The organism is Aedoeadaptatus acetigenes, from assembly GCF_025566985.1.
Lineage (GTDB): Bacteria > Bacillota > Clostridia > Tissierellales > Peptoniphilaceae > Aedoeadaptatus > Aedoeadaptatus acetigenes.
On record NZ_JAOQJD010000001.1, the window covers coordinates 63,475 to 78,332 of the forward strand.

General features: G+C 51.8%; 14 protein-coding genes. All 14 read right to left on the reverse strand.

The genetic code is table 11. The annotated features are described in order from the left end of the window. Nucleotides 1-6 precede the first annotated feature (6 nt). The gene (gene asnS / locus OCV31_RS00355; RefSeq protein ID WP_148471521.1) at nt 7-1,395 is read right to left on the reverse strand and encodes an asparagine--tRNA ligase; all 1,389 of its coding nucleotides are present in this window, start codon (nt 1,393-1,395) and stop codon (nt 7-9) included. After that, nucleotides 1,376-2,701 carry a replication-associated recombination protein A gene (locus OCV31_RS00360; protein ID WP_148471523.1) on the reverse strand — a complete coding sequence of 442 codons (1,326 nt, stop codon included), beginning with the start codon at nt 2,699-2,701 and terminating at the stop codon, nt 1,376-1,378. Before OCV31_RS00360 ends, asnS begins: the two co-directional genes overlap by 20 nt. Before the next feature lie 5 nt (nt 2,702-2,706). Then, complete coding sequence (gene nrdR, locus OCV31_RS00365; RefSeq protein ID WP_148471525.1) at nt 2,707-3,168, reverse strand: transcriptional regulator NrdR; 462 nt, start codon at nt 3,166-3,168, stop codon at nt 2,707-2,709. Between the two features lie 54 nt (nt 3,169-3,222). After that, the gene (gene ftsZ, locus OCV31_RS00370; protein ID WP_148471527.1) at nt 3,223-4,314 is read right to left on the reverse strand and encodes a cell division protein FtsZ; all 1,092 of its coding nucleotides are present in this window, start codon (nt 4,312-4,314) and stop codon (nt 3,223-3,225) included. A 107-nt stretch (nt 4,315-4,421) separates the two neighbouring features. Then, nucleotides 4,422-5,360, reverse strand: a complete 939-nt coding sequence (locus OCV31_RS00375; protein ID WP_148471529.1) for a cell division protein FtsQ/DivIB — start codon at nt 5,358-5,360, stop codon at nt 4,422-4,424. Beyond that, nucleotides 5,357-6,454, reverse strand: coding sequence for an undecaprenyldiphospho-muramoylpentapeptide beta-N-acetylglucosaminyltransferase (gene murG / locus OCV31_RS00380; protein WP_148471531.1), 1,098 nt, complete (start codon nt 6,452-6,454; stop codon nt 5,357-5,359). Before murG ends, OCV31_RS00375 begins: the two co-directional genes overlap by 4 nt. Next, the gene (locus tag OCV31_RS00385) at nt 6,451-7,548 is read right to left on the reverse strand and encodes an FtsW/RodA/SpoVE family cell cycle protein (RefSeq protein ID WP_148471533.1); all 1,098 of its coding nucleotides are present in this window, start codon (nt 7,546-7,548) and stop codon (nt 6,451-6,453) included. The genes murG and OCV31_RS00385 overlap by 4 nt, the downstream gene beginning before the upstream one ends. A 7-nt stretch (nt 7,549-7,555) precedes the next feature. After that, nucleotides 7,556-8,866 carry a UDP-N-acetylmuramoyl-L-alanine--D-glutamate ligase gene (gene murD, locus OCV31_RS00390; RefSeq protein ID WP_148471535.1) on the reverse strand — a complete coding sequence of 437 codons (1,311 nt, stop codon included), beginning with the start codon at nt 8,864-8,866 and terminating at the stop codon, nt 7,556-7,558. Between the two features lie 9 nt (nt 8,867-8,875). Continuing rightward, the gene (gene mraY / locus OCV31_RS00395; protein ID WP_148471537.1) at nt 8,876-9,835 is read right to left on the reverse strand and encodes a phospho-N-acetylmuramoyl-pentapeptide-transferase; all 960 of its coding nucleotides are present in this window, start codon (nt 9,833-9,835) and stop codon (nt 8,876-8,878) included. Between the two features lie 14 nt (nt 9,836-9,849). Further along, the gene (locus tag OCV31_RS00400; protein ID WP_148471539.1) at nt 9,850-12,060 is read right to left on the reverse strand and encodes a PASTA domain-containing penicillin-binding protein; all 2,211 of its coding nucleotides are present in this window, start codon (nt 12,058-12,060) and stop codon (nt 9,850-9,852) included. 100 nt (nt 12,061-12,160) lie between these two features. After that, nucleotides 12,161-12,568, reverse strand: coding sequence for a hypothetical protein (locus OCV31_RS00405; protein ID WP_148471541.1), 408 nt, complete (start codon nt 12,566-12,568; stop codon nt 12,161-12,163). Nucleotides 12,569-12,581: 13 nt separating this feature from the next. Next, entirely contained in the window at nt 12,582-13,514 is a 933-nt protein-coding gene (gene rsmH, locus OCV31_RS00410) for a 16S rRNA (cytosine(1402)-N(4))-methyltransferase RsmH (protein WP_148471543.1), read from the reverse strand. Nucleotides 13,515-13,522: 8 nt separating this feature from the next. Continuing rightward, nucleotides 13,523-13,954: a division/cell wall cluster transcriptional repressor MraZ gene (mraZ, locus tag OCV31_RS00415; RefSeq protein ID WP_108830935.1), complete on the reverse strand. Its 432-nt coding sequence runs from the start codon at nt 13,952-13,954 to the stop codon at nt 13,523-13,525. Between the two features lie 123 nt (nt 13,955-14,077). Further along, on the reverse strand, nt 14,078-14,857 hold the full coding sequence (gene lgt, locus OCV31_RS00420) for a prolipoprotein diacylglyceryl transferase (protein WP_148471545.1): 780 nt from the start codon (nt 14,855-14,857) through the stop codon (nt 14,078-14,080). Nucleotide 14,858 lies beyond the last annotated feature (1 nt).

Here is a 14,858-nt window from a genome sequence, read left to right on the forward strand (position 1 = left end):
GCCTTTCTAAAACTCTGCATTGCCGACGGTCCGCGGGAAGGGAATCACGTCGCGGATGTTTTTCATGCCGGTAATGTACATAACGGCTCGCTCAAATCCCAACCCATAGCCGGAGTGAACTACGCTGCCGTAACGGCGAAGGTCCATGTACCAGCTGTAGCTTTCTTCGTCTAAACCGAAATCCTTTAATTTTTCGACGAGTACATCCATCCTCTCTTCCCGTTGGCTGCCGCCGATAATTTCGCCGATGCCGGGCACCAAGAGGTCCATGGCGGCGACGGTCTTTTTGTCTTCGTTTTCGCGCATGTAGAAAGCCTTGATTTCTTTCGGGTAGTCCACGATAAAGACAGGTTTTTTGTAGACTTCTTCCGTAATGTAGCGTTCGTGTTCCGTTTGCAGGTCGATGCCCCAGCTCACCGGGTACTTAAATTCGTGGCCGCTCTTTTCCAAGATATCGATGGCTTCCGTGTAGGTGATCCGCACGAATTCCGAGTTCACGACGTTTTGCAGGCGGTCGATGAGGCCCTTGTCGATAAAGGAATTGAAAAATTCCATTTCTTGGGGCGCGTGTTCGAAGACGTAGCGAATAATGTACTTAAGCATGTCTTCCGCAACGTTCATATTGTCTTCCAGATCGGCGAAGGCCATTTCCGGCTCGATCATCCAAAATTCCGCCGCGTGGCGTTGAGTGTTGGAGTTTTCGGCGCGGAAGGTGGGGCCGAAGGTGTAGATGTTTCTGAAGGCCGTGGCGAAGGCTTCCCCTTGCAACTGACCGCTGACGGTAAGATTCGTGTGCTTGCCGAAGAAGTCTTGACTGAAGTCCACCTTGCCGTCGTCGCCTTTCGGGGGATTGTTCAGATCCAAGGTGGTAACTTGGAACATTTCTCCCGCCCCTTCGGCGTCACTGGCCGTAATGATCGGGGTGTGAACGTAGACGAAGCGGCGTTTTTGGAAGAACTCGTGGACGGCAAAGGCAATTAAGCTGCGCACGCGGAACACCGCTTGGAAGGTATTGGTGCGGGGACGCAGGTGGGCCTTGGTCCTGAGGTATTCAAAAGTATGGCGCTTCTTTTGCAGAGGATAGTCGCTTTCGGCCAAGTGTTCCGGCGTAATTTTTTTCGCGTGAATTTCGATGGGTTGTTTCGCCCCCGGACTTTCCACCAATTCCCCTTCCACGCGAATGGAGCTGTAAATGGGGTACTTGGCGATTTCCTTAAAGTTTTCGATATCCGATTCATAAACCACTTGAATGCCGGCGAAGCCGCTGCCGTCGGACAGTTGGATAAAGCCGAAATTCTTCGAATCTCTGGAGGTCTTTACCCAACCTTCCAACACCAAATCTTGGCCTAAGTAGTCTTTATAATTTTCTAACACTTCACGAATTTCCACTGGTATCCTCCTGTTTGATCTCTCTTAAATACGCGGCGAGCTTCTTTTCGTAGCCCCTGTCCGTCGGTCGATAGTAAGTTTTTTCGTTCATATCCAAGGGCAGGTACCGCTGGGGCACATAACCCGATGGGTAGTCGTGGGGGTAGCGATAGCCCTCGTGCGCGTCCATTGGCTGATGCTGATCTCGTAAGTAAGGCGGGATCACGGAGCCCACGCCTTTTTTTACATCGCTCATGGCTTCCCCGATGGCGAGGTAGCTCCGATTGCTCTTCGGCGCCGAGGCCAAATAGGCCGCCGTCTGGGCCAAGGGGATTCGCCCCTCGGGCATACCGATGATTCGAAGGGCCTCGAAACAAGCCACAGCCAAGTTTAGTGCGTGGGGATCCGCATTGGAAATATCTTCCGATGCGGAAATAATCATGCGCCGGGCGATGTACTCCGGCTCTTCGCCTCGATCCAGCATCTTCGCCATGTAATAAATGGCTGCGTCGGGATCCGAGCCGCGAATGGATTTTATAAAGGCGGAAATCGTATCGTAGTGATTGTTTCCGTCCCGGTCATAGGCCTGATTGTTCGTCATGGACGCGTCGGCCAAATCCTGCGTCGTAATTAAAATGCGTCCGTCTGCATCTTGAGGCGTGCTTAAAACCACGATCTCTAAAAGATTCAGGGCGTATCTTCCGTCGCCGTGACTCAAGTCGATGAGCCGCTCCATGGCGCCTGCCTCGAAGATTACGTCGTCTTTGCCGTAGCCTTTCTCCTCGTCATGTAAGGCACGCATCAAAAGCTCTCTTATCGCCTCGTCGTCCAAGGGATAGAGCTGCACCACCTGCAGTCTGGAAAGCAAGGCGCCGTTCACGTAAAAATAGGGATTTTCCGTGGTGGCCCCCATTAAAATGATCTTGCCCTTTTCCACATAAGGAAGCAATACGTCTTGTTGGGATTTATTAAAGCGGTGGATTTCATCTAAAAATAAAATCGTCTCCCGGCCCTGTGCGCCCAGGCGGTCTTCCGCCTCTTCCAGCACCTTCCTGAGCTCCTTTACATTGCTCGTAACGGCACTTAGGGGCACGAAGGCCCGATGGGAATCCTTTGCCATAATCTCGGCCAAGGTGGTCTTTCCGATGCCCGGCGGCCCGTAAAAAAGAAGGGAGGGCATAAAGCCCGATGCCATGAGCCGGTGAATGTATTTTCCCGGGCCGATGACGTGTTTTTGGCCCACGTAATCCTCAAGGGTTTCGGGGCGCATGCGCTGGGCGAGGGGCGCGCTTTTTTCCAAATGATTTTCCGCTTGAAATGAAAACAAATCCATAACAATCAGTCCGTCTTCTTTTTGCGTAGCTCTTCCAGCTCCGCCATAAAGCTGTCGATATCCTGGAAGCGGCGATACACGGAGGCGAAGCGGACGTAGGCCACCTCGTCTAAATCCTTCAGGCGATCCAAAATCATTTCGCCGATCTCTTCCGAGGAGATCTGCTTCACCATTTTCGCTTCGAGGGTCATTTCAATATCGTCCACGGCCTTTTCCATGGCTTCCAGGGAAACGGGCCGCTTTTCGCATGATTTAATCAGCCCTTTTAATATTTTATTTCGGTCGAAGACTTCGATGCCCCCGCTTTTTTTCTTTACGGTCATGGGCACCACTTCCACCTGTTCGTAGGTCGTGAATCGCCTGCCGCAGGCCATGCATTGGCGCCTGCGCCGAATGGATGCGCCTTCTTCCGTGGGGCGAGAGTCGACGACTTTCGATTCTTGATGTTGACAATAGGGACAGCGCATGATTCACCTCCTAAACGAGAAAAGACGTATCCTGAAGGATACGTCAAAAATCTCTTATCTCATTCTGCGAAGAAAATCCGGGATATTTAACTCATCATCCTTATTTTTCTTGGCGGATCCTGTTTTTTCTTCTTTTTTATCGTCGCCTGATCCGACAAAGTTCTTGCCTGTTTTTTTCGGTTGATCGTCTCGGTCGTCGCCGAACTCCGTAGCGATAACCGTGATCTTTACTTGGTCCTTTAAGGATTCGTCGATGCCGGCGCCGAAAATAATGTTGGCTTCTTCGTCGACGGTGGAGCGAATCAAGTCGGCGGCTTCGTTCATTTCAAACATACCCAGGTCGTTGCCTGCCGTAATATTTAAGAGAACGGATTTTGCGCCTTCGATGGACGTTTCCAAGAGCGGGCTTTCCACAGCGTTTCTTGCCGCTTCCGTGGCGCGATCGTCGCCGGAGGCGTAGCCGATGCCCATGTGTGCGATGCCCTTGTCGTGCATAACGGTCTTCACGTCGGCGAAGTCTAAGTTAATGACATTGGGAACGCTGATTAATTCGGAAATCCCTTGGATTCCTTGTTTTAAAATCTCGTCCGCCATTTGGAAAGCTTGGGAGAAGGTGGTCTTCTTATCGGAAATACTGAAGAGGCGGTCGTTGGGAATAATAACCAAGGTGTCGACCTTGCCTTTTAAGGCATCGATCCCTTTTTCCGCTTGTTTCATACGGCGAGCGCCTTCAAAGGAGAAGGGACGTGTAACGACACCGACGGTTAATGCGCCGAGGTCTCTGGCTACATCGGCGATAATCGGCGCCGCACCGGTACCGGTACCGCCGCCCATGCCTGCCGTAATAAAGACCATATCCGCGCCTTGTAGGGCTTCTCTGATTTCATCGAGGCTTTCTTCGGCGGATTGTTCGCCGATTTCGGGATTGGCTCCGGCGCCTAATCCCTTGGTTACCTTTTCGCCGATTTGAATTTTCGTTTCGGCCAGGGAATTTTTAAGGGCTTGGCGATCCGTGTTGACGGCAACAAATTCGACGCCCTTAACCCCTGCATTGATCATGCGGTTGACGGCATTGTTTCCGCCGCCGCCGATGCCGGCTACTTTTATTTTTGCAAATTCTTCGTGATCCATATCAAAATCCAACATATTACTCCTCCTAGTCGCGCACAATGGCCCTTTTAGATCATATCAATTGATTCTATTTTATAGACAAATAGCGAACAAGTCAAGATACCTTAACAGCTCCATCGACCTTAATCAGCGGTATTTGAGGCCTCTTGCGTCTCCGTCTTCTTCTCCTTCGTCTCGGCACTGTCCTCTGTGGTTTTTTTCATTTTTCCGGTCTCGTTTGTCTTCTCACTCTTCTTTTCATTGTCCTTTGAAGCTTCCATACCGTTTTCGTTTTCATCGGACGCTTCGTCGTCTAAGGACGAGGGCTTCACGGCCACCGGATGATCCCCTTGATCCAAGTAGATCTCCCGATAGGCTTCGTTTTTCGCCTTCATCTCCTTGCGGATCTCTTCCAGTTGCTTCGTCTTGTATTCCCCGTCGTCGAAACTGGAAATATGCACCAGGGTTCCGTCGGAAAAGGCCACGCGCATGCCACGATCCAAAATGGACACGGTGTGGATGTCTTTTTTTATTTCCGAAGCGAACAGGGTCTTGATCATATGAATCTTTTTGTCGTTGCCCGTACTTTTAAACGCCACCTGACCCGGGCGCACGCCGTCGGTCACCACGCCAGTGATCTTAGGCAGATTGGGATCGTAGGAGCGGGTGATTTCCAGGGCGCGGAAGTCTTCGTTGACGAGGATGTAGCCCTCGCCGCTGTAAAGCTGAGCGAAGGGGATTTCTTCGTCGATGGCGATGGAAAGGGTGTGGGGAAAGCTGAGGCCGATTCGCGCTTCTTTTACATAGGGCATTTGCTCCAGGCGATTTTTCAGCCGGGATTTGTTCATGCGAAAATAGCTTTTTCCCATGGACTCCCTGGCGATTTTCACCACGGTATTTTTGCTCACGGCCTTGGTTCCCGAGACCTCCACATCTTTCATGGCCGTGAGATTGTTAAAGGCGAAGAGGCCGCCTCCCAAGACCATGGCCACAATCAAAAGAAAGGCGATGCGCCGGTTTCGGTATTTTTTTTGAAGCTTTTTTTTGCGACGCGGCCGCTTTTTCGTATTTTCGGGCTTCATGGCGTCACAAGTCCTAAAATCGCCTCGGCAATGGTGTCGGTGCCTTTGGTGTTTACCATTTGATAGGCCTTGGCGCCCATTTCCCGCCGCTTATCTTCGTCGTCCAAAAGGGCTTCGATGGCCAAAAAAAGCACGTGGCCCGTCAGTTCATCTTCCTCGATGACCTCGGCGGCGTCTTGTTCTTTGTAGCTCATGGCGTTATGAAACTGGTGATTTCCCGCCGTGTAGGCTTTAGGAATTAATATGGACGGCAGGTGCATGGCGCTTATCTCTGCCAAAGTCATGGCGGATGAAGAAGCGACCACCAAATCGGCTACGGCCAGGTACTCGGGGATTTGGTGGGAATAATCCAATAGGGTGTAGGATTCCGTATCCACCACGGGCATGCGACGGATAAAGTCGTCGTAATGTTCTTTTCCCGTAATGTGTACCAGATGGAAGTTTAGATGCTCGTGTTTTTTCATAATTTCGAGGACGGCTTCGTTGGTGGATTCCTGCCCTCCGCTGCCGCCGAAGGAGAGCACCAAGGGCTTGTCCGAATTGTATCCCACAGCTTCTCTTCCGGTCTCTTCGTCGATTTTTTCGAAGGAGGCGCGAATGGGATTGCCCGTAAAGATCTTTTTCGTATGTTCGGGGAAATATTTTTCCGCTTCTTTAAAGCTGTATGCGATTAAATCCACGCGCTTGCCGAGAAGGCGATTGGTTTTTCCCGGGTAGGCGTTTTGTTCCTGAATCGCCGTCTTAATGCCCATGTTCTGTGCCTTCAGCACGATGGGGGCGCAGACGTAGCCTCCCGTGCCCACCACTACGTCGGGACGGAAGTCTCTTAAAATCTTTCCTGCATCCCGAAGGCCGTGGAGCAATTCCACCATGGTCATAATGGATTCTTTATTGATTTTCTTTCTGGGCAGGCCTTGAATGTGCACCGGCGCGAAGGGAATATCGTATTTAGCCGCCAGCTCTTCTTCCATGCTGTCTTTTTTCCCCACGTACAGAAATTCGATGCTTTCGTCTTTCTTTTCCATGGCTTCTTTTATGGCGAGGGCCGGATAAATGTGACCGCCGGTTCCGCCGCCGGACAAGATAACTTTCACTTTGATTCTCCTTTTCTCGATAATCTAAGAAGGATGCCGCTCATGCCCATGACGAATATAAGGGCCGTGCCCCCGAATGAAATAAAGGGCAGGGTAATCCCTGTAACGGGCAAAATCCCCACGGCGACGCCCATATTGAAAAAGGCCTGAAAGCCGATGGAGAGAAAAATCCCCGTGGCGATGAGTTTTTCGTAGAGGCTGTTTTGTTTTAAGGCCGTCAAAAATCCCCGCTGAATAAACAAGGCGAAGAGGGCGATGACTACCGTGGTGCCGATAAATCCGAATTCCTCGCCGATGACGGCAAAGATAAAGTCGTTATACGCTTCCGGCAGGCGATCGAAAACTTCGTGGGATCGAAAATACCCGATGCCCGTCACCGATCCCGTGCCGATGGCGTAAAGGGAATGGGCAAGCTGCCAGTCCGTATTGCCGATGTCGTCGAATGGATTGATAAAGGATGTGAGCCGTTTCATGCGGTATGCCACGCGAAAGACGAAGACGTACATAAAGGCGATGCCCATGGTCAGTATGCTTACAAACTCGGTGAAGTTCATGCCGGAGATGAAGAACATCCCCAAAAGGCTGATGGCGATGACCATGGCCGATGAAAAGTCTTCGTTCATGACGATACCCACAGAGAGCCCGATGACGATCACAATGGGAAGAAAACCGCCTTTTTTCTTTTTCCCCCGATGGATGACGCAGAGGTTCGCCGTGTAAAAAATCGATGCGTATTTTAAAATATCCGCCGGCATAAACTGAATTTTCGTCCCGGGAATGGCGAGCCAGCGAGTGGCGCCGTTGACATTCACGCCCAGACGGGTGTAAAGGGCGGCACAAAGCACCATGCTCAATGCCCACATGGGAAAGGCCAGGCGCTGAAATACCTTTAGAGGGAGTACATAGCCGACTCCCGCCGCCACGACGCCGATGAGAAGAAAAATTATGTGGCGCTCCAAGAAATGGGTGCCCTTTCCGTATTCGGCGAGGCCTGCGGTAAAGGAGGAGGACGCCACCATAAAGACGCCGATGATCAAAAGCAGGACGATGGCGATAAGTAGGGGCGGATCAGCGTATTTTCGGATTCGTTCCATGAATTAATCAGCTCCATCTCTCCCTTACGATCTGTTTAAATTCGTCGCCTCGCACTTCGTAGTTGGGGAATTGATCCCAAGAGGCGCATGCCGGGGAAAGCAACACAGCTTCTCCCGCCACGGCGCGATCCATGGCCGCTTCCGCGGCTTCTTTCATGGTTTCGAATTCCTTCACTTCTTTTACGCCGGCTTCCAAGGCTTCTTCTTTGATAATCGCCTTCGTCGCGCCGTACACATAGAGGCAGGCGATGGCTTGTGCGTGTTTTTCAAAAAGAGATTTAAAATCACTACCCTTGTCGAAGCCGCCGGCCAGCAAGTGAATGGGCTTCGATAAGCTTGCCAGGGCCACGTCCGTGGAATCGGGATTGGTTCCCTTGGAGTCGTTGTAGTAGTCCACGCCGTTAAAGGTGTCCACGAATTCCATGCGGTGGCTGACGCCCCGGTAATTCATCAGGGTGTTTTTAATGGATGCCACGTCCACACCGAGGACATAGGCGCAAAGGGCCGCCTCCAGGGCGTTTCTGACATTGTGATCCCCCACGAGGAGCATGTCGCTGCGATTCATGAGAAAGACTTTTTCCCCTTTGTAGGACAGATACAGGGCGTCTTGATCCTTGTAGGCGCCGTCTTGTTGAACGGGGGTGGTGCTTACCACCAGGGCATGATCCGCTTCTTCGCCGATCATGGCCAAGTAGGGATCGTCGATGTTTAAGATAAGTACGTCCTCATCCCTTTGATTGGCAAAGACCTTTTCCTTGCTCTTTCTGTAAGCTTCCACGGATTTATGGTGATCCAAATGATCTTCCGTCACATTGGTTAAAATCGCCACTTTCGGCCGAAATTCCAAGGTGGTTTCCAGCTGAAAACTGGAACATTCGATAACTAAGTAATCGTCTTTTTTGGCCCGCTTCGCCAAAGGCAAGACGCCGACGCCGATGTTGCCGCCCACATAGGCGACTTTTCCGCCGTCGATTAAGAGATGGTATAAGAGATCCGTGGTGGTGGTTTTTCCGTTGGTGCCCGTAATGGCGATGAAGTTTTCGCAGTCGCTCAGAAGGTAGGCCACCTCGATATCGGAAATAATCGGTACGTCTTTTTCCGCCAGCTCCGGCAAGAGGCCGCTATCCAGTGGAATCCCGGGGCTCTTTACGACAAAATCCACGTCTTCGCCATCGTAAAAGGGCAATTCTTCTTCGATCAAATCCACGCGGCTTTTGTTGTCGTCGTAGACGTAAAGGGAGTTGTCCTCCTTTAAGGCATCGATGGCGCTTAACCCTGTGGTACCTAATCCGTAAATCAATATTTTCTTATTTTTCATGACACGCTCCTAAAAAATCAAGAAGTAACTTATGATGCAGAGGATCAGTTCTACTGCCGCAAACATGGCGACGATTTGTACTTCCCTCATCCCCTTCTGCTCGAAATGGTGATGAATGGGGCTCATAAGAAAAATTCGCTTTCCCCTCGTTTTAAAGGAGATGACTTGCAAAATAACGGACAGGGTTTCGATGAAGTAGATGCCGCCGCAAATGGGAAGGAGCAGGGGCAGATTCAACAGAATGGCGATGGCCACCACGGCGCCGCCCAAGGCCAAGGAGCCCGTATCGCCCATAAAAACCTTGGCCGGGTATTTGTTGTAAAACAAAAATCCCAAGAGGCCGCCGGCCAACGTCATGCAAAAGAGCGCAATGGATGAGCGACCCATTTTTGCGCTCACCACGGCGAAAAACAAAAGAACGATCGTCGTCACCGTCGAGGACAGGCCGTCCAAGCCGTCGGTTAAGTTCACGGAGTTGACCGTGCCCACGACGACGAAAATAATAAAGGGAATAAAGAACATGCCGAAATCCACCGGCCGCATGGTGCCCGGCAAGAGCACGGCGGTGGTGAGATTATCGGAACGAAGAATGAGAAAGTACAGGAGGACGGCGATGAAGATTTGGGCCAAAAGCTTTTGCAGCGCCGTAAAGCCCAGGTTCCTCTTGTTTACTACTTTCAGGTAGTCGTCGACAAAGCCCACAAGGCCGAAGCCCAAGGTGGAAATGAAAAGGATGGCCACTTCGTAGGTCATGTTTTTCGTAAGAAGCGTCCCGATGAGGGCCGCCGTGAGAAAAATCACGCCGCCGATGGTGGGCGTTCCCGCCTTGGACAGGTGGCTTTGGGGTCCGTCTTCGCGAATTTCTTGTCCTGCGTGTAATCTTTTTAACATGGGAATGAATACTTTCCCGCCGATCATGGCGAGGATCCATCCCACCGCCAGGCTGATCAGTCCTGTGCCTATACTCATGCTTGCCTACTCCTTTAATTGTTACCGGCCTTGTTTCGGGCCTTGTTTGTCTTTTCTTTCGCCTCTCGACGATTGTTTCCGTCGGCATTGTTATCGGATGGTTTGTCCCTGACATCGGCTTCAAATCGAATGTGGATTTTTGCGCCTTTCGGCAAGATGTCGCCGGCCAAAGGCTCTTGGCTCACCACCGTGCCTTCCCCTTCCAAAACGTAATCCAGCTTGGAGGATTCAAGAATCTTTTCCACTTCCTGCTTCGTCTTTCCCCTGAAATTGGGAACGGTGCGCTCTCTTCCGTCGTTGGGGTCGATCTTTAAATCGACGATGGTGTTTTCATCCACTTCCGTCCCCGCTTCCGGGGCTTGTTGAATGACCATGCCGAAATCGCCGACATTTTCCGAGGCCATGTTGAATTTAAGACCCGCGTCGGTCAACACCTTCCCTGCATCTTCTAAGAGCAGGTTCTTCACATCGGGGACGATGACTTTCTTTACCTTTTTCGATTGGTCGCTTCCCGTCGGCGGAACGTCCCCTTCCTGAAGGGCCGCCGCCATAATTTCCGAAGCGATGGGCGCCGCCACGGTGCCGCCGAAGTAATCCCCTTCCGGTTCTTCGACGATGACGAGCACTGTGTATTTGGGGTCTTCGATAGGAGCCACGGATACAAAGGAGCTGATGTATTTATCCTTTTCGTAGCCGCCGGTGTCCGATACCTTCCCCGCGGTTCCCGTCTTGCCGCCGACGTGGTAGCGATTCACCGCGCCCATGGTGCCCGTGCCGTGATCCACCACGTGGGTCAGTAGGGTGCGCATGGTTTCGCTGGTGGTTTCGCTGATAACCTGGCGACGGACGGTGCGCCCCTGTTTCACCAAAACATTGCCGCTTACGTCTTGAATCTCATCCACCACATAGGGCTTCAGAAGGTAGCCGCCGTTGGCCACGGCCGAGACCGCCGTCACCATTTGGATCGGCGTTACGGCGATGCCGTGGCCGTAACTCATGGTTGCCAGGCGGGCTTCGTTAATTTCTTTTATATTCGTCGGGACGATGCCTTTTTGTTCCGCAGGCAGGTCGATCCCCGTCTCTTCGCCGAAGCCGAAGGCCTGAATGTACTTAAACAGCCCTTCTTTCGAAAGCTCTCTGGCAATGTTCACAAAGGTTACATTGCAGGATTCGGAAAAGGCCTTATCCATGGTAATGTCTCCGTGGGGATTGGGAAGGGATGTACAGGTGATGGTGACGCCGGGAATGTCGCGGACGTAGCCGGTGCAGTAGTAGTGCTTTTTCGGATTGGTGGTGTCTTCTTCCAGCGCCGCCGCAGCCGTAATGGTTTTAAAGGTAGAACCGGGCTCGTAGGTGTCGCTCACGGAAAAATTTCGCCAGTTGTCGAACAGAATCTTCGACCGCTGCTCGTCTTTTAAATCCTTCCACACGGCCTTCTGCTCTTTCGTCGTCGGCCTGCTCGGGTGGTTTAAGTCGTAGTCGTCGGTGGAAGCCATGGCGCGAATGGCGCCGGTCTGCGTCTCCTGCACAATGGCCGTCATGCGGTGGGCGTGCTTTTTTTCCTGGTGACTGTCCAAGACATCTTCCACTTTTCGCTGAAGGGATTCGGAAATCGTCAGCTTTAAATTGGCGCCGGCGTTAATGGGCACTTGACTGTCCTTTTTCTTGCCGAAGGTCGGCGCGAGACGAAGCGCGTCGTCGTAATATTTTTCGATGCCGTAGCGGCCGTCTCCTTCTTTTCCCGCAAAGCCGATGACCAAGGAAGCCAAATCGTTGTTGGGATAGGTGCGAGCCTCGAAATCTTCCACGACGAGGCCGGGTATATCCGAATCCTTCAGTCGCAGGGCCACAGAGCGTTCCACATTGTTTTTCAGCAGGACATAGCCGCTTTTTTCCATGCGCTCGTCGAACTTCGCCTCGGTCATGTCCAGGGTCTTCAGGGCGAGGCGCCGAAGCTTTTCCCGCTCCTTCTGACTGTCCTTCGCGCCGGCCAAGATATTCGTGTCGATGTAGATGTCGGATTTGCTGATGTTTCCCACCAATTTGTTTCCGTCGGCATCAAAAATTAAGCCCCGCTCGGGACGCTTGACGCTTTTCGTCGTCAGTGCCAGGGCCTCGCGGGTCAGATTGTCGGCGTCGACGATTTGTAAATAGCCTACGCGCACCCACAAAATAAAAAAGAGCAAGCAGAGAAATACATATAGAAACGCCACTTTTCTGTCCATCTTTCGGAGATGGTTTAAAAGAAATCGACGATCTCTTTTTCTCTTCCTCACTCTTTTCGTTTGTTTACTTTTCTGCTCCCCCACAAGAGCCTCCCACTGTTTATTTGAAAATATGCAAAACCGAGATCACCGGGTTCAGGTAGACGTTCTCGTTTACGTCGTTTTCCTCGTTGCGTACTTTCACGTCGATGTATTTTACCTGATCGTTGTCGGGATAGACCATCCCCAGCTGAAATTTCGCTTTTTTCATGATCTCGTCTGAATTTTTTATTTCATCTAAGTCGGCATTCATGTCCCTGTAAGTTTTGTCCATATCGACCAACGCCTTGTTTTGTGCCTCGATAGCTGCATTTAACAGGGCGATCTGCGTATGGGCCCTCAGTTGCAGACAGGCGGTGATGCCCACCATGCACAAAAGAATCCCGAAAAGGGCAGAACGGGACATCCACTTCCGCTTCGGACCTTTCGCGGGCCTCAGGCGGGGACGTTTCTTTTCGACTCGTTTCATTATAACACTCCCCCTAAATTTTTTCAGCTATACGCAGCTTCGCCGAATGGGCCCGATGATTTCGTTTGAGTTCTTCATTCGATGCCGTGACGGGCTTTCTCGTTACGATTTCGATCTCACGCTTCTTTCCGCAGGTGCAAATGGGTTGCCTCGGCGGACAGATGCAATCTTTATATAAATATTGAAAACTGTTTTTCACGATTCTGTCTTCCAGGGAATGGAAGGTGATGATTCCCAGCCGTCCGCCGGGCTTTAGGAGGCGGACCATCTCAGGAATCGACGATTCCAACACGTCCAGCTCCCGATTTACGGCGATGCGCAGGGCTTGAAACGTTTTCTTCGCCGGATGGCCACCCTCTTGCCGCACTTTTTTCGGGATGGCTTTTTTTATAACCGTCACCAATTGGAAGGTGGTGGCGATGGGCGCTTCCTTGCGCTCTTTCACGATAAATTGCGCGATGCGATCGGCCCAGCGCTCTTCCCCGTAGCTTTTGATGATTTTCGCCAGATCCTTTTCGCTGTACGTGTTCACGATGTCGTAGGCGCGCAAAGACATGGTCCTGTCCATGCGCATGTCCAGCGGGCCGTCGAAGCGATAGCTGAACCCCCGCTCCGCCGAGTCGAATTGATGGGAACTGACGCCGATGTCCAGGAGAATCCCGTCCACTTCCTCGATATGTAACGCTTTTAAAATAGCCGGCATGTCGACGAAATTGCCCTTCACCAATTGAAAGTTTTCGCCGATGCTTTCCAAATGCTTTCTCGCCGCGGCGAGGGCAGCATCGTCTTGATCGATGCCCACAAGCAGGCCGCTATCCAATCGCTTTAAAATTTCGCCGCTGTGCCCGGCGCCCCCTAAGGTGCCGTCCACGTAGGTGCCGTCGGGTCGTATCTTTAATCCCTCGATAACCTCGTTCATTAGAACGGGCTCGTGTTTAAATTCCATGGTCCCTCCTAAATTCCGAGATCGGACAGTTGTTGGGCGATGTTGTCGTAGGACAGGGACTCGTCTTCCGTGTAGTCGTTCCACAAGCTGTCGGACCAAATTTCCATGCGGGTGCCAACGCCGATAATAACCGCGCTTCCGTCGAGTTTCGCGTAGTCCGTGAGATTCTGGGGAATGCGCACGCGGCCCTGTTTGTCCAGTTCGCCGTCACATGCCCCGGAGAAGAAGTAGCGCACGAAGGCGCGGGCGTCTTTATGAGTGAGGGGCAGGGTCTTTAACTTCTCTTCCATGCGGCGCCATTCGTCCATGGGGAATAAAAAGATGCACTGATCCAAGCCCTTGGTCATGACGTAGCCGTCACGGATGCCGTCGCGAAATTTCGCCGGCAAGACCAAGCGCCCTTTTGTGTCGATGGTATGTTTTACTTCACCGAAGAACATAGTGCCCCCACTTAAACCCTTTTCTACCACTCTCTCCCACTTAATTATATTTTACACCATTTAATTGGGTATTCAAGCGCAAAATAAAAAAACCACCCAAAAAAGGTGGTTTCTCCGATGAATTTATTTATTTGTCGCTGCCTTCTCTTCCTTCAGGGCATAATCGCCCGTTTTAATTCGCTTGGACTGCACAATTAACAAGAGGATGCCCAAGAAAATGCCGATGATGCTTACCACTTGCGCCGTGCGAAGCGGGCCGATGTAGAGGCTGTCCGTGCGGAGGCCTTCGATAAAGAAGCGGCCGATGCCGTAGAGAATCATGTACGCGCCGGCCAGCTCGCCGGGGAAGCGACGTTTCTTCGAAAGACAGAAGTAGAGAAAGAGAAAAATCCCCACATCTAAAATGGATTCGTAAAGAAAGGTAGGATGGACCATTTGCCCGCCCACATTAATTGCCCAGGGAACGGTGGTGACGCCGCCGTGGGCTTCGCCGTTCATAAAGTTCCCCCAACGGCCGATGCCCTGTGCCAAGACGACGCCGGGGGCCAACATGTCCATGAGCTCGAAAAAGCTGATTTTTTTCGCGAGGCAGTAAATAAATATGGCCAGGGAACCTCCGAGGAGGCCACCGTGTATGGCCAAGCCGCCGTTTCGTATGGCGAGCACCTCGGACAGGTGGGCGCTGTAATACTCCCATTCAAAAAAGACGTAATAAGCCCTGGCGCCGATAATGCCTAAGGGCAAGGCGAAAATGCTCACGTCCACCACCGCCTCTTTGGGCACGCGGGGATTTCGCTCGATGAGCTTTTCCGCAAAAAAGATGGCGAGCAGAGCGCCACAGGCGATAAAGATGCCGTACCAGCGCACCTCTAAACCGAAGAGGGTAAATGCTACGGGATTCACT

Coding starts and splice junctions, on each gene's coding strand:
- ftsZ (WP_148471527.1), bottom strand. CDS start 4,314: ATGTTGGATTTTGATATGGATCACGAAGAATTTGCAAAAATAAAAGTA.
- OCV31_RS00400 (WP_148471539.1), bottom strand. CDS start 12,060: ATGGACAGAAAAGTGGCGTTTCTATATGTATTTCTCTGCTTGCTCTTT.
- nrdR (WP_148471525.1), bottom strand. CDS start 3,168: ATGCGCTGTCCCTATTGTCAACATCAAGAATCGAAAGTCGTCGACTCT.
- OCV31_RS00375 (WP_148471529.1), bottom strand. CDS start 5,360: ATGAAGCCCGAAAATACGAAAAAGCGGCCGCGTCGCAAAAAAAAGCTT.
- OCV31_RS00385 (WP_148471533.1), bottom strand. CDS start 7,548: ATGGAACGAATCCGAAAATACGCTGATCCGCCCCTACTTATCGCCATC.
- murD (WP_148471535.1), bottom strand. CDS start 8,866: ATGAAAAATAAGAAAATATTGATTTACGGATTAGGTACCACAGGGTTA.
- rsmH (WP_148471543.1), bottom strand. CDS start 13,514: ATGGAATTTAAACACGAGCCCGTTCTAATGAACGAGGTTATCGAGGGA.
- mraZ (WP_108830935.1), bottom strand. CDS start 13,954: ATGTTCTTCGGTGAAGTAAAACATACCATCGACACAAAAGGGCGCTTG.
- OCV31_RS00360 (WP_148471523.1), bottom strand. CDS start 2,701: ATGGATTTGTTTTCATTTCAAGCGGAAAATCATTTGGAAAAAAGCGCG.
- OCV31_RS00405 (WP_148471541.1), bottom strand. CDS start 12,568: ATGAAACGAGTCGAAAAGAAACGTCCCCGCCTGAGGCCCGCGAAAGGT.
- mraY (WP_148471537.1), bottom strand. CDS start 9,835: ATGAGTATAGGCACAGGACTGATCAGCCTGGCGGTGGGATGGATCCTC.